Source organism: Prochlorococcus sp. MIT 1223 (assembly GCF_034092465.1).
GTDB lineage: Bacteria > Cyanobacteriota > Cyanobacteriia > PCC-6307 > Cyanobiaceae > AG-402-N21.
The window spans coordinates 1,060,576-1,080,317 of record NZ_CP139303.1 but is presented as its reverse complement, the minus strand read 5'-3'; the positions used below and the strand labels follow the sequence as shown (position 1 = coordinate 1,080,317).

Sequence of the window (19,742 nt, the reverse complement as noted above, 5' to 3'; positions counted from 1 at the left end):
GCATTTAATCAAGTGATTTTATCAGAACCCAAGCAGGTAATTGTCGACCTTGATTCACCTTTTCTTGATCAAAAGCCAGGTACTTCAGGATTAAGAAAAAGTACTTCTCAATTTCATGAACCTCATTTTTTGGAGAGTTTCATAGAAGCAACTTTACGAATACTTCCAGGAGTTAAGGGAGGTACTCTGGTCCTAGGAGGAGATGGTCGTTATGGGAATAAAAGGGCTATTGATGTCATTATTTCCATGGCTGCTGCTCATGGAATTAGAAAAATAATTACAACAACTGATGGAATTTTATCTACTCCTGCAGCGTCTAACCTTATTCGCATCAAAAGAGCAATAGGAGGTATTATTCTCTCAGCAAGTCATAACCCAGGCGGCCAAGATGGAGATTTTGGAGTAAAGATTAATGGTCCTAATGGTGGACCAGCAAATGAAATTTTAACTAATGATATTTTTACTTGCACTAAATCTCTTAGTTGTTATAAAAAAATGACTGAGTATACAAAGATAGACATACATTGTTCAGGAACCTATCAAATAGGATCTATGATTGTTGAAGTTATAGATGGTATAAGTGATTATATTGATTTAATGCAAAATCTTTTCGATTTTGATCAAATTAGTTCTCTTATTCAAAATGATTTTCCTGTAGCGTTTGATGCTATGAATGCGGTTACAGGACCATATGCGAGGCGTGTTTTTGAGGAGCTAATGTCTGGAGGGCAGGGAATAGTAAGAAACTCAGTTCCACTAGAAGATTTTGGAGGTTGCCACCCTGACCCGAACCTTACATATGCCAAAGACTTGGCAGATGCCTTATTAAAAGGTGATCAATACTCGTTTGGAGCTGCATGTGATGGAGACGGAGATAGGAATATGATTTTGGGACGGAAATGTTTTGTAAACCCTAGTGATAGCCTTGCTGTTTTAACTGCCAACGCATCTTTAGTACCCGCCTATTCCGATGGCCTTTTTGGTGTAGCCCGTTCTATGCCAACTAGTTCAGCAGTCGATTTAGTTGCGAAAAAATTAGGGATAAATTGTTTTGAGACTCCTACTGGTTGGAAATTTTTTGGCAATTTACTTGATGATGAGAAAATAACTCTTTGTGGAGAAGAGAGCTTTGGAACTGGTAGCAATCATGTTCGGGAAAAAGATGGACTGTGGGCAGTCTTATTTTGGCTGCAAATACTTGCAGAGAAAAAATGTTCTGTTGATGATTTGATGAAATCACATTGGCTAGAGTTTGGTAGACATTATTATTCTCGGCATGATTATGAAGCTATTTCTAGTGATGTTGCTAATCAACTTTATTTAAGATTAGAGAAACTATTGCCCAAATTAATTGGTCAAACTTTTGCAGGAAGACAGATAAATGTTGCTGATAATTTCAGCTATATTGATCCAATTGATAATTCTATTACTAAAAATCAGGGCCTAAGAATTTTATTAAATGATGGAAGCCGTGTGATAATAAGGTTATCTGGAACAGGTACCAAGGGAGCAACTCTAAGAATTTATTTAGAGAGTTATGTTGCATCAAATGGAAACTTAAATCAAAATCCGCAGATTGCCCTGGCTGATTTAATTAAAGAAATAGATTTACTAGCAGAAATTAGTAAGCGTACTGGTATGAGACAACCTACAGTAGTTACATAAATTGCTGCTTTGTTTCAAATAAATTAATTCGGTTTTGAGCAAAGATTTATTTACATTTCATGGTGAAAAAGCATTAAAGAGTAATGCTCCACTTGCTGAACGTTTAAGGCCAGAGACTTTAGACGATTTCGTTGGCCAAGAATCTATTTTAGCTGAGGGACGTTTATTGAGACGAGCTATAGCAGCAGATCGCGTGGGTAATTTGTTATTACATGGCCCACCAGGTGTAGGCAAAACAACTTTGGCAAGAATTATTGCAGCAAATACAAGTTCACATTTCAGTATTTTGAATGCTGTATTAGTAGGGATTAAAGAATTACGCCACGAAGTGTTAGAAGCGCAGAAAAGATGGAATGAGTATGGATTGAAAACAATTCTTTTTATCGATGAAGTGCATCGTTTCAATACTTCTCAACAGGATGCGTTGCTTCCATGGGTAGAAAACGGAACTTTGACACTGATTGGTGCAACTACTGAGAATCCTTATTTTGAAGTTAATAAAGCATTAGTAAGTCGATCAAGAATCTTTCGTTTAAAAAATTTGGATACAGACGCTCTTCACAAGTTACTTACACGCGCTCTTGAAGATAAAACATATGGTTATGGTAAGAAAATGGTCAGGGTAAGTTCTGAAGCATCCGCTCATTTGGTTGAAGTGGCAAATGGTGATGCGAGAAGTTTGCTTAATGCTCTTGAGCTTGCTGTTGAAACTACAGACCCCGATGAAAATGAAATTATCAATATAGATCTTTGTATTGCTGAAGAGTCGATCCAGGAAACAGCAGTTTTATATGACAAACATGGGGATGCTCATTTTGACACTATTAGTGCATTTATTAAGTCATTAAGAGGATCAGACCCTGATGCTGCATTATTTTGGTTGGCGCGAATGATGGAAGCAGGAGAAAATCCAAAGTTTATTTTTCGCAGAATGTTAATTGCGGCAGGTGAGGATGTTGGCTTAGCGGATCCTCAAGCAATAGTTGTTGTAGAAGCATGTGCTTCAGCTTTTGAAAGAATTGGATTACCAGAAGGACTTTATTTATTAGCAGAAGCAGCTCTTTATTTAGCTACAACTGAAAAAAGTAATAGTTCTATGGGTTTTTTTGAGGCAGTTAAATCGATCAGGCAGGTTGAGGCTCAGAAGATACCAACTCATCTGCGAGATCCTAATCGAGATCAAGAGGCATTTGGGGATGGAATTGGTTATCGTTACCCACATGCATTTGCTGAAAACTGGGTTGCACAGCAGTATTTGCCTGACTCACTGCAAGGTGAAGTTTTTTGGAGGCCATCCAAGCATGGATGGGAAGGTGATAGAAGAAATAAGATGCTTGAGAGAAGAGCAGCACAATTTGCTGCAGCTGAAGAGTCTCTTGAATCTCATAAATTATTTCTATCTTCTAGTCAAAATGAACCTGTATTTGAAGGCTGGATAGAGCGTCAGCTGATGCAAGAGGGCGAGAGACTTCAGAAATTACTTCAAAAATTATGGATTGATGCGAATCTCAAGACTAATGACAGAGTATTAATTGTGGGACAGAGTCCTTTGTTTTGGTCTCTTAATTCACTGAGTTCAGTTAAAGAAGGCGGAGTATTTATAAGCACTTCGTCAGAAGAAAAACTTAAGGTTTTAGCCCAATTAGATATATTGGATCCGCTGTTACGTCCCACTTTGATTACTATAGAGAACCTTTTATCAAGTGATATTCCTGTGAATTTAAAGTTTGAATTAATAGGAGGAAGAATAAAAAATGAAGATCTTTCTGATATAAAATATAGTCAATTCTGGAATAAGATTTCATCAATCTCTGCACCTAAAACAAAATTAAGATTATTAGTAAGTCAGCCTTCCTGTGGTCCATTGGGATCAATTTTAGAGAGTATAAATGAGAGTTGCATAAAGAATATAGATAATAAGATTCTGCAAGAAGTTGTTTCCTTAGAAATGACTTTATTGAAGAAAAAAAATAAATCACAGTTTTTTTTCGAGCTATTACGACAATTAAGATGGAAAATTAAAGTTGACACTTGGGATGAAACTTTAATTTTTAAAATGACAAACTCAATTGAGAAAAGATGGCTTTCTCAAGATAGTGATTACTTTAAATCAATTCTTAATGAATTTGATGAAGAGATTTCAGTGCAATTGATTAACCTAATAAAATCGGTAAGAGGAAAAGATTTAAAACAGAAGGTATCTCATTATAAAATAATTGGTATCTATGAGGGCAATTACTAGATTAGTTCACTTTTAAGATGTATTCTTAGAAATTTAAAAATTTTTTAAAGTAAATCTTTTATAGATAATCGTATTTGGTCATTTTGTTTTTCTTCAACAGTGATCTTATGAAAATATTCTTATAAGAACGTTATTTTTTCGGAAGTTGAGTAGAGGTAATAACGAACTCCTAGTAACTTGGATGTAGGTTTATTATTTTCCAAGATAATGTCCTTAAAAGTCGGGGATCTTGCACCTGATTTCACTCTCCCTGATCAAGATGGGAATTTAGTGAAATTGTCATCACTTAAAGGAGAGAGGGTCATTCTTTATTTTTATCCTAAGGATGATACTCCTGGATGTACAAAAGAGGCTTGTAGCTTCAGAGACTCTTGGAGTATTTTTGAATCCAAGGGGATAAAGGTGTTTGGCATCAGTAAAGATCCCTCTAGTTCTCATATAAAGTTCATTGATAAATATCAACTCCCTTTTATACTCCTTACTGATTCAGAGCCTTGTCCAGTAGCAAGTTCTTTTGGAAGTTATGGACTAAAGAAATTCATGGGGAGAGAGTATATGGGAATGATGAGACATACTTTTGTGATTTCTCCTGATGGGAGAATCGAGTTGATTTATTTGAAAGTTAAAGCAGAAAAAATGGCTCATCAGATACTATTGGACTTAGGATTAAGTTAATTCATTATGCTTCACATTTATCATTCCCTCTAGAACAAGATTAGGGCAATGATAAATATCATCATACGATATTTTTAGTTTATTAAAAATATCTAAGCTATCCCCCCCGCAGATAAAAAGAGGTGCACTAGTATCTTTTTTGGCTTCTTGAATGGCACCTATTAATGATTGAAAACTACCTCTTAACATTGCATCTTCTGTAGCCTTAGGAAAAGTTTCTCCATTCAAATCTTTTCTTGAAGGATAAGATAAATTATTAGTGCATTGCGCCATGGCTTTTAGTTGAAGATTTAATCCAGCTATTAATTGACCGCCAATAAACTCGCCTTTCTTACTAATTCTTGTAATACTAAGTACTGTTCCTGCATCAGCAATTAGTAGTCCATTTGTATGAATAATTGATAATTCTTTCGCTTTTTTAAATGCTCCCCAGCCAGCCAATGCTCTATCAATACCTAACCAACTTGGTACGTTTAAAAGAGGTATTTCTTCAATATTGAGTTTCTTTTTAGGATCTAAGTAAATATTCTTAGGCCTTTTTCCTACTTCAGCCCATGCTAATAAACTTGTATTTATATATTCGGTAAACCCTTGCTTTATTGATGTGTCTAGGAAATCCCATTGGTTTTGATTTTGGAAAGCCCAATGTAGGCGACTATTCCCAATTAAAAGATAGGTTTTTTTGTTAACTCTCTCTTTATCTAGTTTCTCTTTCATTGATCACTTGACTCTGAAACATGTATTCCACACTCTTCTTTCATGCCGCCAAATCTTGTGACTCTCCCTTCTTCGCCAAGAGTATCAGGTTTGCTCGAGTGCCAGTCCCCCACAGTTGAGTATCCTTTTTCAAAAAGCGGATGTTGAGGTAAATTATTTTCTTTCATGTAATAAAAAATATCTTTTGTCGTCCAGCTCAGTAAAGGTCTTATGGATAAACGCCCTCTGATGAGATCTATAGGATTCATTGACTTTCTGTGTTTTGTTTGATTGCCTCTCACCCCGCTTGCCCAGCAAGTAACTTTTAGATCATTAAAAGCTTGCTCTAAAGGCTCTACTTTTCTAATGAGGTGATATTTTTCTAAGTCTTTGAGAGATTTTGTTTCCCATAGTCGTCCATATAACGCTTCCATCCGCGCTGATGAGATAGAACTTTGTACTACACTTATATCAAGCTGAAGCTGTTCAATAAGTTGCTTTGCATAGAGGTAGGTTTCTGATGGTAAGTATCCTGTGTCTACCCAAATTATGGTCGGCAAATTATTACTTTTGAGTTGGCGGACCATATTTAGTAAAACTGCAGATTGAATACCAAAACTTGTCGTCAGAACAAATCTCTCGCCAAACTTTTTTTGACCCCATTGGATTCTTTCTTCGGCCTTAAGATTTTCTAACTCGCTTCGCGCCTTCTCAAGAGAAAAATTATCAACTGATTCTTGATAATAGTCTTTAGGCAATTGTTGATTTATTGAATTTTGTTGGTTTGGTTTGGTCATGTTTTTATCATCGAATTGACGCTTATTTTGCAAGTTTGTTTAGTGTCTCATTGATACCCCCGCGGGTTGTAACTATGGACATAAATGATCCTAATTCTGATCCAGTTGTTTTAGTAGGAGGAGGTTTTGGTGGCTTAACAACATCTTTGGCACTAAGTCGAAGTCACCCTAAGCCTAAGATTATTTTGATAGAGCCAAGAGATCGCTTTATTTTCTCACCCCTGTTATATGAATTATTGAGTGAAGAGATAAAGTCTTGGGAGATTGCTCCTTCCTACAGCTCATTGCTTAGTGCGACAGGTATAGTGTGGATTCAAGAGAGTGTAGAAAGTATTAATAATCTTGAAAAATACGTTATTACTAATACAGGATTGAAAATAAATTATTCTCAAATTGTACTTTCTGTTGGTTCTAAGCCTAATCAGCTCTCTCTTAAAGGCCTCACTGAGCATGCCTTAATGTTTCATGATTTATCGGATGTAAAGAAATTAAGAAATTTGATATTTATTTTAAAGCAATCATCTGAAACTAATAACTCTCTTTTCATAGTTGGCGCTGGACCTTCAGGCGTAGAATTAGCATGTAAGCTTTCTGATGTATTAGATAATGAAACTCAGATCCATTTAATTGAGCGTGGTCGAAAGATCTTGCCTCAAGGTAAGTTGTTTAATCGAGAGAAATCAGAGGTCGCATTAAATAATCGCCATATCAAGGTACATTTGTTGACTGAAGTTATCGAGATAAGCTCTGATAAAGTTAAATTAAGAACAATAAATGATCAAGTTTCTCATGATTTTTACATGCATCATCAAGGAGTAATTTGGACTGCTGGTTCTAAACCAAGACTTCCTCAGATTATTCCAAAGCCAATTTTGAAAGAGGGAAAAATAATTATTGAATCTACTTTGCATGTTGTTGGGCAAAAAAACCTACTTGCAATAGGTGATGTGTCTTTTAATGAACTAAGCCCTCATCCGGGAACCGCTCAATTGGCAATGCAACAAGCGATAGTTGCAGCAAATAATGTAATCGCTTATCGCACTGGGGTAAGTCCTCAGGTTTTTAAATATGATGATTTTGGTGAAATGCTTAGTTTAGGAAGGGGAAATGCATCTATTACCGGATTTGGTTTGACATTAACAGGACCATTAGCTTTTCAGATTCGCCGTATGGCTTATCTTACGAAAGTACAAAATCTTTCTTTAGGTATTAGATTTGCCTTGGCTTGGTTATTGAATAACACACATCAATGCAAATGAATAATTGTTTCTGCATTAATTTAATGACTCCTTATATTTTGTCATTTAGTTTGAAGAAGAACTCATTCTTAATCGATGCAATGAATTAAGTATGAATGAACTAATTGCTATTTATCAAAATCCTCAAGCTGTCATAACTCTATCAGTTTTGATTTTAGCAGTGGTGCTTTTTATTTCAGGCTTATTAGCTCCTGAGTTGACAGGACTTTTAAGTGTTGCATTGTTAATGGCTACAGGTGTTTTACCACCTCAAAAGGCATTAGCTGGCTTTGGGAGTCCTGCTTTAATTACTTTAATGGGTTTATTTGCGGTTTCAGCTGCTTTGTTTAAGAGTGGAGCACTTGATCGTTTAAGAGAACTTATTGCTTCTGAAAATATTCGCTCTCCCAGAAGATTAATTGCACTTTTAGGATTTGTTGTAGCACCTATTTCCGGCATAGTTCCTAATACACCAGTTGTAGCTTCTCTTTTGCCCGTTATAGAAGCTTGGTGTATTAGACGTAAGTTGTCGCCCTCACGAGTATTGCTTCCCTTGTCTTTTGCAACTGTTTTGGGTGGAACACTGACTTTACTTGGTAGTTCTGTCAATCTTTTAGTTAGTGATATTAGCGCTCAACTTGGTTATGGTTCATTTGATTTATTTACCTTTACCTCTATTGGAATTCCTATTTGGCTAATTGGAACAGTCTATTTATTATTGGCCCCACAAATACTTCTACCTGACCGAGGATCGATTAATAATGAATTTAGTGGAAGTACTGATCAAACTGGATATTTTACGGAGGTTACGATTCCGGATGATTCTGACCTTGTTGGACAGTCAGTAAGAAACAGTCGATTACAACGTCGTTTCGATGTTGATGTATTGGAATTGCAACGACATAGAGAAAGATTCTTACCGCCTTTAGCAGATAAAACTATTGAGCCAGGAGATCGATTATTACTTCGAGTTGCTAGAGCAGACTTATTACGTCTTCAGCAAGAACATACAGTGCAACTTGCTAGGAGTGTTGACAAGCAAAAGACGAAATTTTCAGATCCTAATTTCTTAGCCGGTCAAAAAACTGTAGAGGTACTTCTTCCCTCAGGGTCTACTCTTGCAGGAGCTAGTTTAAGTGAGCTTCGATTTCGTCAGAGACATAATGCAACAGTTTTAGCTTTAAGAAGAGGGCAACAAACAGTTCAAGAAAGAATTGGTCAAGCTATTCTTAGGGAAGGTGATGTTTTGTTGTTGCAGGCACCTCTTGATTCAATCAGAGGATTACAAGCAAGTAATGATTTACTTGTCCTTGATCAGTTCGAAAATGATTTACCAACTGTTCGTAGAAAACCAATTGCAATTGCAATCGCAATTGCAATGTTAATTGTGCCAACTATCTCCTCCATACCTCTTGTCTCTTCTGTTCTTATTGCAGTAATAGCTATGGTAGTAGGAGGATGTATTAGGCCTGTAGAAGTCCAGAGATCAATTAGATTAGACGTAATTCTTTTGTTGGGATCATTATCAAGTTTTAGCGTTGCAATGAATGACACAGGATTAGCTGATATATTTGCTAACGCATTAGAGTATTGGCTAGAAGACTTGCCTACATACTTTGCGTTACTAGTGATTGTTCTTTCAACAACTATTTTTACTCAAGTTATTAGTAATGCAGCTTCAGTTGCATTTTTAGCACCTGTTGCTGTTCAGTTAGCACCAGGATTAAACCTTCCAGAGTTGGCTCTGTTGATAGCTGTCTTATTTGGAGCCAGTCAATCATTTTTAACTCCTATGGGTTATCAAACTAATATGATGGTATTTGGACCAGGTCGTTATCGCTTTCTTGATGTGACTAGATATGGTGCAGGATTAACAGTTTTAATGACCTTAATTATTCCAGCTTTAATTCTTTGGCAATACGGAGGATCTTAAATAAATAATCTTTTATGTACACTTATATTTTAAATTTGATATATACTAATTAGATTATCAAGTTTTTATTTTTTGATTAAAAAAGTGATATTAACTAATAAAGTAAATATGCGGCCTGACCATTATAAGAAACTAACAGTTCCTCAATTCACTGTAATAACAGGATTCTTGATAATTGCTTTTGGTACATTTATTCTAGCAACTCCGATTTGTTCCTCTTCTGATGTTGGTTTATGGGAGGCTTTCTTTACTGCGACCTCTGCTGTAACAGTTACAGGCTTATCTATTATTGATATTGGAAGAGACTTGACAATTGTTGGTCAAATAATTCTTGCGACAATGCTTTTGATAGGTGGTCTTGGCTTGATGGCTATTACAACTTTTCTCCAAGGATTTGTCGTTACTGGAACAGAACTTAGATGTCGACTCGATCGAGGGAAAACCCTTGATGAGTTTGGAGTAGGTGGAGTAGGGCGTACATTTCGTGGTATTGCCTTAACAGCAGCAACTCTGATTATCATCGGCGCAATTATTCTTTATTACTTTGGTTTTACTGATATAAATAACTCAGCTGAGCGATTTTGGGCATCACTATTTCATAGTATTTCTGCTTATAACAATGCCGGATTTGGTCTTTGGTCAAATAGTTTGCAAGATTATCGCACTAATGGAGTTGTGAATACTGTCATTATCATGTTGATTATTTTAGGTGGATTGGGATGGAGAGTAACAAGTGATATTTGGAGTAATCGTAAATCTCTAAAGATAAGGAATTTAAGTCTTCATACTCGATTAGTTATTCGTACATCTTTCATACTTATTGCCATAGGAACATTAGGGTTAATGCTGACTGAGTCAATTGTCAATGGAAACTTTTTTTCAGGAATTGACTTCCAAGAGCGTTTTGTAAGTTCTCTTTTTGAGTCTGTTAGTGCCAGAACGGCTGGTTTTACAAATATCCCAATCTCTATCGAAACTATTTCTGATTCTGGTCTTTTACTCTTGATGACTTTGATGTTCATAGGCGCTAGCCCTGGGGGTACTGGAGGTGGCATTAAAACCACTACAATCGCAGCTCTTATGGCTGCAACTAGAACTACTCTTAGAGGCCAGAATGACGTTGTAATAAGAAATCGTCAAATTTCAGATAAAGTAGTCTTGAAGGCTGTTGGTATAACAGTTGCATCTTTGCTATTTGTCTTAGTCATGGCCTTGTTGTTAAGCATGACAAGCGGACATGGAAATAGCGCATCTTTTTCTTTTCTTGAAATGCTCTTTACTTGTGTTTCAGCCTTTGCAACGGTAGGTTTTGATTTGGGAGTTACAAAGCAATTAGGACATTTTGGGCAATTTGTATTGGTGGTAGGTATGTTTGTAGGTAGGTTAGGTATCCTTTTGTTGTTAAGTTCAATATGGCAAGTGATTAATTCAGGTAGGTTAAAACATCAAACTCGTGTTGGTTATCCGCATGAAGATCTTTATGTTTAACTTTTTTGTTTGTGAGGGAAGATTATGAATGAATGGTGGCAGTGGTCTCGTAAAAGATTAGGCGATGATCTTGGCTTCGCTGTAGTAGGAGTAGGTCGCTTTGGTACAGCAGTTTGCCGAGAATTGCTACGTAATGGTGCTGATGTTCTTGCGGTTGATTTTTCCTCCAAGGCAATTGAAGAGTTGCGACAACTCGAACCATCAATTGAAGCAAGAGTTGTTGACTCTACAGATGAAGAGTCTATGCGTGAAGCAGGCGTATTAGAGATGGGAACAGTTGTAGTTGGCATTAGCGAGCCAATAGAGGCAAGTATTACGACAACTCTGATTGCTAAAGATACTGATGGTAGTCGAGTAACTCAGGTTATTGCTCGAGCTACCAGTGATTTGCATGAAAAAATGTTAAAAAGAGTTGGTGCTGACAGAGTTGTTTTTCCATCACGAATGCAAGGCGAACGCTTAGGACTTGAATTAATACGCCCAAATATGATTGAGCGTTTGGAATTAGATGATCAAACAGGGATTGATGAAATTAAGGTGCCAGAGGCTTTTGTAGGTCGATCTTTAAGAGAACTTAATCTGCGCAAGAATTATTTAGTGAATGTTTTAGCGGCAGGACCAGCAAAGCGTCTTACAGTTAATCCACCTGCTAAGTACGTACTTCAAGAAGATCATGTTCTTGTTGTAATGGGATTAATGGAAGATCTGCAAAAATTACCTCAGGAATAACAGCATCAAGGACGGAGGAACCTTAGTCTTTTAGGAGCTCCTCGTAATCGTCTTGGTTCTTGTGCTTCTAAGGCTGAGATAAATTTATCTTTATTTGTCATTGCTTTAGTTTCCAAGGAAGGTGTTATTGATTTGCTTTCAAGTCTTTGAACTCCTTCCTGAATAAGAACTTTAGCCATATTGCTAACAGTTCGAGACTCGCGCTTTGCTAATGCGGAAAGTTGGTTGCACAAATCTTCAGGCAATACAACTTGGACCCTTGGGGATTTTGGATTCCCGCTTGATGAATTTTGCCGGGTAGCCATGACCCACTGGAAGTAACGGGTAACACATAGTGTACACTTATACACAAGGATAGTATCCAGCAGTATGATTGTTTGGATATTGGCCTTCTCGACCAATATGTGAAATCAGTACAAGTTCTTTTAACTGGACTGCTTCCCCGGTTGATTTGTTTTCTTACTCCATTAGTTAATTCAAGGAATGAACTATGAAAAAACCAATTCTCCCAAAGGCTTCTTTTACTAAAGACCAATTTTCAACTGAAAATGTTGTTTCTTCTTCTACGCGTCTAAAGAAAAACCTACATAATTCCGAAAATAGTGATGTCTTAATTTCTGCAGTAATTAGTTCATACTTACTTACTCATCTTCATCATGTTCTTCAAAGAGCTGAATATGGAGCGACTAAAGATGGAAGGATTTCATTAGCATCTAATTTTGCACAATTGCGCAAAGTTCTTTGTATGGATGCACGCAGTATGGAAGACGCATCAGCTTCAGGATTGAAAGAAACTAGTTCTGAAAAGTTTTACGATACAAAAATCGAGCGTAAAGTCGCTTAGGGGAATATCGTTTCTTTAGTTGATTTTTTTTTGATGAGTGGAAATGCTTCTCAGCTTTACAAGCGTATTGAAGCTGATCACGGCTATACCCAAATTTTATTTCGCCAGGCCCTACAAGATCCGCAAGGTGCTTTACAAGCTATTTGTGATATAGGGGATAGTCTTGGACTTCCTGTGACGCCAAAAGAAGTAACCGATTATTTAGCAACCTTGGAAGATCCAGACACAAAACAATGGATTATTAAGGCTCGGGGTGGCTTATAACTAATTTAGAGGGAATGCTTTTTTTTGGAAGTTGAGGTAATTCTTTAGTTTCTCTACGGTCATAGCCACCACCACCAGCAAGCGTCCAAAAAAACCAATAACTTGGTATTGCCAATCCTGCTGCTAAAACTAGAGCAGTGATTTGTTCTAGTTTTATCATGGTCTTAAACGAGAAATCGGCAAAATTTCCATTTTCTCTTTAGTCACAAAAGATGATGTAATCATGAGGCTTTTAATTAGTGCTGCGACTTGAGCGCATTAGTAAAACTTATCCCACTGGTGAAGTCCTAAAAGACATCACATGGGAAATTAAGCCAGGAGATCGAATAGGTCTGGTTGGAGTAAATGGTGCTGGCAAATCTACTCAATTAAAAATAATTTGTGGCTTAGAAGAACCTAGTTCTGGAAAGGTTGTTCTTCAAGGGGAACCTCGTATTTCTTATTTAAAACAAGAGTTTGATGTTGATATTAGAAGAACTGTTCGCGAAGAACTGTTTCAGGCATTTGATGACGCTTCGCGAGTATTAAATGACAAATCTGATCTTGAAAAAGAATTGGAATCTCATAGAGCCCAAAATGATTCTGATTACCTAGATTTATTGATTAAGAAATTAGGAACCTTACAAAGTCGATTTGAAGGTTTAAATGGGTATGAACTGGAGGCGAAGATAGAGAAACTTTTGCCAACTATTGGTTTCAATGCTGCAGATGCAGATAGAAATGTAGGAGATTTTTCAGGTGGTTGGCAGATGAGAATCGCTTTAGGAAAAATACTCTTACAAGATCCTGATTTACTTCTTTTAGATGAACCTACTAATCATTTGGACATTGAGACAATTCAATGGTTAGAAGATTATTTAAATAAGCAGAGATCAGCAATGGTTATTATTAGCCATGATAGAGAATTTTTAGATAGGATTTGCACCCAAATTATTAATACAGAAAGAGGAGTTTCACGAACATATCTTGGAAATTATTCATCTTATTTAGAACAAAGGAAAATTGAATATGAATCCAATCGATCTGCTTTCCTTAGGCAACAAAAAGAGCTCGCTTCTCAACAAGCTTATGTTGACAGATTTAGAGCCAGTGCAACTAGAAGTACACAGGCTAAAAGTAGAGAGAAGTTGATTGAAAAAATTGAAAAGATAGAATCACCTTTAGAAGAAATTAATGGTCCAAATTTTAATTTTTCCCAAGCACCAAGAGCAGGTAAAGAGGTTGTCATTATAGATGATCTTACACATAGTTACGAAGATAAAATTCTTTTTTTAGGAGCTAATTTAGAAGTATCACCAGGAGAACATATTGCATTTATTGGAGAGAATGGCTCAGGTAAATCAACTTTATTAAGATTAATAATGGGCTTTGAAAAACCTGATGAAGGAAGAGTTTCATTAGGTACACATAATATTATTCCGGGATATTTTGAACAAAATCAGGCAGAAGCACTTGACTTATCAAAAACTGTTCTAAATACACTTTTTGAAGTAGTTCCAGATTGGTCTCAGACTAAGGTTCGTTCTTTATTAGGTAGTTTTGGTTTAAGCAATGATTCTGTATTTAAGGAAGTTTCTAAAATTAGTGGAGGTGAAAAGGCTAGGCTCGCATTGGCTCTATTATTAGTTAAATCTATAAACCTGTTAATTTTAGATGAGCCTACTAACCATCTTGATATTCCATCTAAAGAAATGCTTGAAAATGCGATAAGGAACTATACAGGAACTGCTTTAATAGTTTCACATGATAGGTATTTTATTTCTAGAGTAGCTAATAGAATAGTTGAATTAAGAGATGGCCAATTATTTATTTATAAAGGAGATTATAATTACTTTAAAGAAAAGAAATTGCAAGAGAAAGCTTTAAAACAAGAACAGTTAGCAATTGCTAAGAAGGAAGCAAAGAGATTAGCTAATAAAGATAAGCAAAGAAAAAATAAAAATAATAGAAAAGCTAAATTAATTGATAAAAAGTAAAGTGAATAAATAGTTTAATTATCTCATATTTAGTTGATTAATATCTATTGGACTTATAAATAAGATTAAAGTCTCTTGTCCTCGTTTGATTTCGAATTTTAATGGCTTATTTACACCATGATCGTTAATTTTATTTACCACGTCTGATGGACTTTTTATTAAGTCACCTCCAACTTTGAGTATGAAATCATTGATCTTCAAACCTCCTGTCTCACCTGGACCTCCCGGAATTAAGTAACGAATTAAGGCTCCTTTCTTTTGGGATTCATTACCATCCTTATCTACAAGAGGCAAGTTGGATAAACTTACTCCGATAATTGGATGACTAGCATTTCCATTCTTAATTAATTGATTGGCAATATTCTTTGCTTTATTAATGGGAATAGCAAAACCTAAGCCAGCACCAGGACCTGACCGGACTAATGTATTGATACCAATGACATCACCTTCGGCATTTAATAATGGACCTCCAGAATTGCCAGGATTAATGGCTGCATCTGTTTGAATTAGGTTTATTCTTTTATCTGAAATTCCTAGTTGCGTGACATTTCTATTTAAGTTACTAATAATTCCTAATGTGACAGTATTTTCTAGCCCAAATGGATTACCAACAGCTATAGCCCAGTCTCCCACTCTTATTTTGTCAGAATTGCCTAAATTGGCAGTTGGCCAAGGCCCAGTTCCTTGGAGGAGAATTACGGCAAGATCAGTTAGAGAGTCTTGACCTATTACTTTCCCTGTTACTCTTCTTCCATCTGAGAGCCCAACAATTAATTTGTCGGATTTCTCGACAACATGAGCATTTGTCAAAACCAGACCTTCAGGGCCAAAAATAACCCCACTTCCTTGTGCGCTTTCAATTCTTGACTTGGGAATTGTAGGCCCAGGGAAATTGAAAAATCTTTCAAAATATGGATCGATGAGTAAGCCCCGAGACATACCATTATTTCTATATGTATAAACTCTTCTTTGAGTTTCAATAGTGACTACTGCGTCACCAGTTTTTGCTACGGCTTTAGCTACAAAGCTTTTGGGAGATATTTCTGTAAGCTTTGAATCTCTTTCATTTGCTCTGATTTCTCCAGGTAATAGAGACGATATACCTGTTACTGCTGTTAAAGTTAAAAGGCATGCTGCAAAAATTTTCTCAATAGGTTTACTTGAATTTAAAGATTTTTTACTCATAATTTTTTCATTTTCCTTATAAATTCAATGAAGTCATTTTGATTTGGTTGTTTAAACCAATATTTTTTGTAAACAAAATAATGATTAGACAACATTAGGCTTTTTAGGCGAACATTTTTACTTCTGTAAAAAATATGGTTGCACAAAAGAACTAGAAATTTGCGATAATTTAAATCCATTGACTTATTTCTGTTTATAGCTTGTAAAACAGAATCATGTTGAACAATTTTCTTCCTTACTTATATGGCTTAGCGGTTTGCGTACTGCTCATTCAAGCTGCTCGCGTAATGTTTAGAGGTGTTTACACTCCTAAGGCTGGAACAAAAAATATGCAAAATATTTCTCACTCTGAAGAGGATCGAACCGGACAGGTTACTATTCATCCCGAGATTTTGAATCAAGATGGGAAGATCACTGATGAAGATTTGCTGACTGTTCGTTTCTCTAGGGATGGTGATCCGCCAAAGTCATCAGGTACTCCGACTTAATAGGTTTTTGTGGAAATATTCGAGAATCAGGCTATATATGGCTCATTGGAGAAATAAATTGTGGAACAAAGAACACGCATAGTTGCTGCAGTTCTCAAAACTGTAAAATTGCCGCCAAGGTTCAGATTAAGACTTCTAAAGGAAGATCCGGTAAGGATTGAATTAAGCCTTACCCCTGCCTATGGCAAAAAACCTATTCTAGTTGGCTTGGTTGAATCACTTGATTTAGTTGCCAGAAGAGATCGAGAGGGGAGGATGCCTAGGGATTTACAGGGAACCTGGGACTGGACGGTTCGTCATGGGGATGTGAGTACAGGGGGATGGAATCCTTTTCTCAAAGAGGCTTTGCAAACAATGTTTGAGACTGGTTTGCCAGCAATTATCTATGAGGAGTTGACAGGAGAGGATTATCATCCTGTAGATGGCGCTAAGCATGTTCGCTAGTAAATCTATATGTACTGAGATCTATACAAATTAAATTCTTTGAATTTTTAAAAAGCTGCTTAGAAAGTTTTTTTCGTTAGAATAATTTTTATATATGAGGGCCTAAATGCCTGACAACCTACAACCTCGTTTTGGTTTTGTGAATTATGCAGAGATCTGGAATGGTCGTCTTGCCATGATGGGTATTTTGATTGGTTTAAGCACAGAACTTCTCACAGGCAGGGGAATTCTTACGCAAATAGGCCTTGGATGAACAAAACGTTTTTCCCTCTATTATTCAATTAATAGGTAATTAGAGATAGATTCCTTACCTGCTTATTCTGTTAAAGAGCTTAATGAGGCCATAGGGTCTTTACTTAATAGAGGTTTTGCTCCAAGATTTCTCCTTAAAGCTACTGTTTCAAAATGCCAATTCAAAAAGGGACATCTGTGGATGTCGCTAACTGATGGCGAAGCAACTATTGATGCAGTCGTTTGGTCTTCACAAGTTTCAAGACTTTCTTTTCAACCCCAACAAGAAGATGGGGTTTTAGTTATTGGAAAATTGAATTTTTGGAAAGCTCAGGCCCGTTTAACAATAAATGTCATTGATTTAAAGCCTAGTATCTCAACAGTTTTAAGGAAATTTGAAATAGTTAGTAAGTTATTAGATCAGGAAGGTTTACTTGACGAAAAGAGAAAGAAAGATTTACCTCGTTATCCAAATTCCATCGCCATTCTAACGAGTGTTCCTAGCTCAGCTCTAGCTGACATGCTTAGAACTGCAAAAGAAAGATGGCCGATGACTAAGCTTTTTATTGTACCTATCCCTGTGCAAGGAGAAGGGGCGGCAAAAATTTTAGCTGCTCTTCAGTGCCTTTCTAGTTCTTCCAAAGAATTAAAATTAGATGCTCTTGTCCTTGCAAGAGGTGGTGGAAGTCGTGAAGACCTTATGATTTTTGACAATGAGAAAATTTGTAGAGAAATTGCTTCATGCCCTATTCCTGTAATTACAGGAATAGGGCATGAAGATGATCTTACGGTTGCTGATCTTGTATCAGATCATCGAGCTGCTACACCAACTGCCGCAATAGTTGACTTGTTACCTAGTAGAGAGATAGCACTATCAGATTGTTTTCAGAAAAAACAGCGAATCTCTGATTATTTTTTATGGTTTATAAAGGATCAAAGAAATATATTACGGGATAAAATTGATTTATTGACATCTTATTCTCCAGATACTTTGCTGAGAAAGCATCAAAATGAATTAATTCAGAAGAAACATCTTTTAAATGCACTTTCACCAGACCATTGGCTGAAAAAAGGATTTTGTATTGTACGTAATAAACAAGGTCAATTATTGACAAGTGTTTCTGCTGTTAAAGAAGATGATTTAATTAATATCCAGTTTGATGATGGCAATATGGACTCTAAAGTAAAAAGTATCTATTATAAAGAATAGTAGATTTATTGATAAATGAATAGTAAAAAGTCACCAAAATTAAGATCAAAAAATAATAGTAAAAATCAAAATGCTAATAACATTAATGATAAAATTTTAGAAATGAGTTATGAGGACTCTTTGAAAGAACTTGATATAATCTTGAATCACTTACAAAATGAGAAGATACCTATTGATAAAATGCATGAATATTATATTCAAGCTAATACTTATTTAGAACATTGTCAGAAATTATTAAACTTATTAGAGCAGGAAGTTGAAGAATTAAATCTGGAAAATATTACTTAGTATCTTCCGCTTTAATATCAATGGTTGCATTACTTGCTGGGATGTTATAGGGATTATTTATTTCTCTATCTGACTTTATTCCGCAAATTGGACACTCAGATGCAGAATTTAAAAAAGTTGTACCGCATGAATTACATTTTGTCAGCTTTGATTGTAATAATTTCCATCCAACCCATCCAACACCCCCTAATACAACTGGTACTAATAAGAAGATGAGAATTAAGCTTCCAGCCAAATCCAGGAAGAATTTTCCTGCCGCTGAAGGTAAAAGCAAGAAAAGAACAATAGCCAGCCAGATTAAAGCTGAAGGCTTGTTCATTGAATTAGATAATGATTGGAAATATTATGATCTTTTTTATTCAAATTAAATATTCAGGGGGTGCGGTTCTCCGCGCTTATTTAATTTTTTGCTCGCAATAACTACACTCCAACATTGTCCATAATAAATTATTACTCCAACCATCCACACCCAAAGGGTTAAAACTAGTACACCTCCAATGAATCCATAAGCTTGAAATCTGGAACCAAGTGAAAGGATACTTCGACTAACTGCAAGATTCAGAGTAGTTAATAAAGTTCCTATTAATAAAGCACCTGGTATTAGAGGTTTTAATGGGACTCTTCTGCTAGGTAGGAGTGCTTGTAAAAGCAGTGCAGTTATAGAAAATCCAATGAGCGGAAGAATAAACTGACCAACTTGTAGAACAGGTAATCTAATTAATGCTTCACCAATCCATGGGCTTGTTCTCTTGAGATCCTCTAAGACAGCGCCAGGTATCATCCTTATATTTGCACTGATTTGATCTACAACCATTAATAACCCAATAAGAAAAACAAGTAAAAAAGCTTCAACCCTGTTTCTAATAAATCTAAATGCTTGAATTCTAAGAGGAGTCCCTTCTTTCCTAGGTAGGACATCGTCCCAAAGTCGATCAGCCCCACGTTGAAGAGTTAAATAAGCATTGCCTGCTGTCACCATAAGAAACATTGCACCTAGCAATCCTGCTCCAAAACCTTGGTTCACTAGTTTCACTAATGTTGTATCTACTAAACCAACTACTGAAGGGGGTAAAACCTGAGCAGCCAAGACTATGATTTGTTCATTTAGACCTTGCTGCTTCCCTAAAAACCAAGAAGCAACAGATAGGGAGATTAATAAAATTGGAAAAAATGATTGAAGGGTGTAATAAGCAAAAGCAGCACTAAGGTCTACACAATCACAACGATTCCATCTTTCATATGCACCCCATAAGCTGCTAACTAACCATTTCCCGTGACGTATCAATCTATTGGCCACTGTTGGGAATGAAATTAGTATTCACTTAATATTAATTGGAAATGTCATCTTG

General features: G+C 36.1%; 22 protein-coding genes. 15 read left to right on the top strand and 7 right to left on the bottom strand.

Annotation, left to right across the window (positions count from 1 at the left end; translation table 11 throughout):
* The first annotated feature begins 15 nt into the window (after nt 1-15).
* The 3 genes from SOI85_RS05840 to bcp all read left to right on the top strand — a co-directional run bounded on the left by SOI85_RS05840 (nt 16) and on the right by bcp (nt 4,582).
* Entirely contained in the window at nt 16-1,665 is a 1,650-nt protein-coding gene (locus tag SOI85_RS05840; protein ID WP_414477812.1) for an alpha-D-glucose phosphate-specific phosphoglucomutase, read from the top strand.
* Nucleotides 1,666-1,699: 34 nt separating this feature from the next.
* A complete protein-coding gene (locus SOI85_RS05835; protein WP_320663481.1) occupies nt 1,700-3,907 on the top strand; it encodes an AAA family ATPase in 2,208 nt (735 codons plus the stop codon).
* Between the two features lie 207 nt (nt 3,908-4,114).
* Nucleotides 4,115-4,582, top strand: a complete 468-nt coding sequence (gene bcp / locus SOI85_RS05830; RefSeq protein ID WP_320663480.1) for a thioredoxin-dependent thiol peroxidase — start codon at nt 4,115-4,117, stop codon at nt 4,580-4,582.
* On the opposite strand, the gene SOI85_RS05825 is transcribed toward bcp, so the two are convergent.
* Both SOI85_RS05825 and SOI85_RS05820 read right to left on the bottom strand, forming a co-directional pair.
* The gene (locus SOI85_RS05825) at nt 4,574-5,299 is read right to left on the bottom strand and encodes a type III pantothenate kinase (protein WP_320663479.1); all 726 of its coding nucleotides are present in this window, start codon (nt 5,297-5,299) and stop codon (nt 4,574-4,576) included. The genes bcp and SOI85_RS05825 overlap by 9 nt on opposite strands.
* Entirely contained in the window at nt 5,296-6,075 is a 780-nt protein-coding gene (locus tag SOI85_RS05820) for a phosphoadenylyl-sulfate reductase (RefSeq protein ID WP_414477811.1), read from the bottom strand. Before SOI85_RS05820 ends, SOI85_RS05825 begins: the two co-directional genes overlap by 4 nt.
* Before the next feature lie 74 nt (nt 6,076-6,149).
* On the opposite strand from SOI85_RS05820, the gene SOI85_RS05815 reads away from it, so the two are divergent.
* The 4 genes from SOI85_RS05815 (at nt 6,150) to SOI85_RS05800 (ending at nt 11,463) form a co-directional block, all read left to right on the top strand.
* Nucleotides 6,150-7,334, top strand: a complete 1,185-nt coding sequence (locus tag SOI85_RS05815; protein ID WP_320663477.1) for an NAD(P)/FAD-dependent oxidoreductase — start codon at nt 6,150-6,152, stop codon at nt 7,332-7,334.
* A 91-nt stretch (nt 7,335-7,425) separates the two neighbouring features.
* A complete protein-coding gene (locus SOI85_RS05810) occupies nt 7,426-9,246 on the top strand; it encodes an SLC13 family permease (RefSeq protein ID WP_320663476.1) in 1,821 nt (606 codons plus the stop codon).
* Between the two features lie 108 nt (nt 9,247-9,354).
* Nucleotides 9,355-10,734 carry a TrkH family potassium uptake protein gene (locus tag SOI85_RS05805; RefSeq protein WP_320663475.1) on the top strand — a complete coding sequence of 460 codons (1,380 nt, stop codon included), beginning with the start codon at nt 9,355-9,357 and terminating at the stop codon, nt 10,732-10,734.
* 24 nt (nt 10,735-10,758) lie between these two features.
* Nucleotides 10,759-11,463 carry a TrkA family potassium uptake protein gene (locus tag SOI85_RS05800; RefSeq protein ID WP_320663474.1) on the top strand — a complete coding sequence of 235 codons (705 nt, stop codon included), beginning with the start codon at nt 10,759-10,761 and terminating at the stop codon, nt 11,461-11,463.
* A gap of 5 nt (nt 11,464-11,468) precedes the next feature.
* Here SOI85_RS05800 and SOI85_RS05795 read toward each other — a convergent pair whose 3' ends face one another.
* Nucleotides 11,469-11,768, bottom strand: coding sequence for a ribbon-helix-helix domain-containing protein (locus SOI85_RS05795; protein ID WP_320663473.1), 300 nt, complete (start codon nt 11,766-11,768; stop codon nt 11,469-11,471).
* Nucleotides 11,769-11,953: 185 nt separating this feature from the next.
* Here SOI85_RS05795 and SOI85_RS05790 point away from each other — a divergent pair, with 185 nt between their 5' ends.
* Both SOI85_RS05790 and SOI85_RS05785 read left to right on the top strand, forming a co-directional pair.
* A complete protein-coding gene (locus SOI85_RS05790; protein WP_320663472.1) occupies nt 11,954-12,307 on the top strand; it encodes a hypothetical protein in 354 nt (117 codons plus the stop codon).
* Nucleotides 12,308-12,340: 33 nt separating this feature from the next.
* Complete coding sequence (locus SOI85_RS05785) at nt 12,341-12,571, top strand: hypothetical protein (RefSeq protein WP_320663471.1); 231 nt, start codon at nt 12,341-12,343, stop codon at nt 12,569-12,571.
* Here SOI85_RS05785 and SOI85_RS05780 read toward each other — a convergent pair.
* Entirely contained in the window at nt 12,549-12,731 is a 183-nt protein-coding gene (locus SOI85_RS05780; protein WP_320663470.1) for a hypothetical protein, read from the bottom strand. The two genes, SOI85_RS05785 and SOI85_RS05780, sit on opposite strands and share 23 nt — an antisense overlap.
* Before the next feature lie 79 nt (nt 12,732-12,810).
* Here SOI85_RS05780 and SOI85_RS05775 point away from each other — a divergent pair, with 79 nt between their 5' ends.
* Nucleotides 12,811-14,547 (top strand): ATP-binding cassette domain-containing protein, encoded by a 1,737-nt coding sequence (locus SOI85_RS05775; protein WP_320663469.1) that lies wholly within the window; start codon nt 12,811-12,813, stop codon nt 14,545-14,547.
* Nucleotides 14,548-14,565: 18 nt separating this feature from the next.
* Here SOI85_RS05775 and SOI85_RS05770 read toward each other — a convergent pair whose 3' ends face one another.
* Nucleotides 14,566-15,732: a trypsin-like peptidase domain-containing protein gene (locus SOI85_RS05770; protein ID WP_320663468.1), complete on the bottom strand. Its 1,167-nt coding sequence runs from the start codon at nt 15,730-15,732 to the stop codon at nt 14,566-14,568.
* A gap of 215 nt (nt 15,733-15,947) precedes the next feature.
* Here SOI85_RS05770 and SOI85_RS05765 point away from each other — a divergent pair, with 215 nt between their 5' ends.
* From SOI85_RS05765 to xseB, 5 genes are all read left to right on the top strand, one after another.
* Nucleotides 15,948-16,220: a DUF2973 domain-containing protein gene (locus tag SOI85_RS05765; protein ID WP_320663467.1), complete on the top strand. Its 273-nt coding sequence runs from the start codon at nt 15,948-15,950 to the stop codon at nt 16,218-16,220.
* 60 nt (nt 16,221-16,280) lie between these two features.
* Nucleotides 16,281-16,664 carry a hypothetical protein gene (locus tag SOI85_RS05760; RefSeq protein WP_320663466.1) on the top strand — a complete coding sequence of 128 codons (384 nt, stop codon included), beginning with the start codon at nt 16,281-16,283 and terminating at the stop codon, nt 16,662-16,664.
* A 106-nt stretch (nt 16,665-16,770) separates the two neighbouring features.
* Nucleotides 16,771-16,917 carry a chlorophyll a/b-binding protein gene (locus SOI85_RS05755; RefSeq protein ID WP_320663465.1) on the top strand — a complete coding sequence of 49 codons (147 nt, stop codon included), beginning with the start codon at nt 16,771-16,773 and terminating at the stop codon, nt 16,915-16,917.
* Between the two features lie 45 nt (nt 16,918-16,962).
* A complete protein-coding gene (gene xseA, locus SOI85_RS05750) occupies nt 16,963-18,105 on the top strand; it encodes an exodeoxyribonuclease VII large subunit (protein ID WP_320665133.1) in 1,143 nt (380 codons plus the stop codon).
* Nucleotides 18,106-18,120: 15 nt separating this feature from the next.
* Complete coding sequence (gene xseB / locus SOI85_RS05745; protein WP_320663464.1) at nt 18,121-18,393, top strand: exodeoxyribonuclease VII small subunit; 273 nt, start codon at nt 18,121-18,123, stop codon at nt 18,391-18,393.
* Here the strand turns inward: xseB and SOI85_RS05740 are convergent.
* Nucleotides 18,386-18,712 (bottom strand): hypothetical protein, encoded by a 327-nt coding sequence (locus tag SOI85_RS05740; RefSeq protein WP_320663463.1) that lies wholly within the window; start codon nt 18,710-18,712, stop codon nt 18,386-18,388. The two genes, xseB and SOI85_RS05740, sit on opposite strands and share 8 nt — an antisense overlap.
* 45 nt (nt 18,713-18,757) lie before the next feature.
* The gene (locus SOI85_RS05735) at nt 18,758-19,690 is read right to left on the bottom strand and encodes a YihY/virulence factor BrkB family protein (protein WP_414477780.1); all 933 of its coding nucleotides are present in this window, start codon (nt 19,688-19,690) and stop codon (nt 18,758-18,760) included.
* Nucleotides 19,691-19,742 lie beyond the last annotated feature (52 nt).

Bases quoted from the DNA above. Each gene is read 5' to 3' on its own strand.
- bcp (WP_320663480.1), top strand. From the start codon at position 4,115: ATGTCCTTAAAAGTCGGGGATCTTGCACCTGATTTCACTCTCCCTGAT.
- SOI85_RS05825 (WP_320663479.1), bottom strand. From the start codon at position 5,299: ATGAAAGAGAAACTAGATAAAGAGAGAGTTAACAAAAAAACCTATCTT.
- SOI85_RS05820 (WP_414477811.1), bottom strand. From the start codon at position 6,075: ATGACCAAACCAAACCAACAAAATTCAATAAATCAACAATTGCCTAAA.
- SOI85_RS05815 (WP_320663477.1), top strand. From the start codon at position 6,150: ATGGACATAAATGATCCTAATTCTGATCCAGTTGTTTTAGTAGGAGGA.
- SOI85_RS05810 (WP_320663476.1), top strand. From the start codon at position 7,426: ATGAATGAACTAATTGCTATTTATCAAAATCCTCAAGCTGTCATAACT.
- SOI85_RS05805 (WP_320663475.1), top strand. From the start codon at position 9,355: ATGCGGCCTGACCATTATAAGAAACTAACAGTTCCTCAATTCACTGTA.
- SOI85_RS05800 (WP_320663474.1), top strand. From the start codon at position 10,759: ATGAATGAATGGTGGCAGTGGTCTCGTAAAAGATTAGGCGATGATCTT.
- SOI85_RS05795 (WP_320663473.1), bottom strand. From the start codon at position 11,768: ATGGCTACCCGGCAAAATTCATCAAGCGGGAATCCAAAATCCCCAAGG.
- SOI85_RS05790 (WP_320663472.1), top strand. From the start codon at position 11,954: ATGAAAAAACCAATTCTCCCAAAGGCTTCTTTTACTAAAGACCAATTT.
- SOI85_RS05785 (WP_320663471.1), top strand. From the start codon at position 12,341: ATGAGTGGAAATGCTTCTCAGCTTTACAAGCGTATTGAAGCTGATCAC.
- SOI85_RS05780 (WP_320663470.1), bottom strand. From the start codon at position 12,731: ATGATAAAACTAGAACAAATCACTGCTCTAGTTTTAGCAGCAGGATTG.
- SOI85_RS05770 (WP_320663468.1), bottom strand. From the start codon at position 15,732: ATGAGTAAAAAATCTTTAAATTCAAGTAAACCTATTGAGAAAATTTTT.
- SOI85_RS05765 (WP_320663467.1), top strand. From the start codon at position 15,948: ATGTTGAACAATTTTCTTCCTTACTTATATGGCTTAGCGGTTTGCGTA.
- SOI85_RS05755 (WP_320663465.1), top strand. From the start codon at position 16,771: ATGCCTGACAACCTACAACCTCGTTTTGGTTTTGTGAATTATGCAGAG.
- xseB (WP_320663464.1), top strand. From the start codon at position 18,121: ATGAATAGTAAAAAGTCACCAAAATTAAGATCAAAAAATAATAGTAAA.
- SOI85_RS05740 (WP_320663463.1), bottom strand. From the start codon at position 18,712: ATGAACAAGCCTTCAGCTTTAATCTGGCTGGCTATTGTTCTTTTCTTG.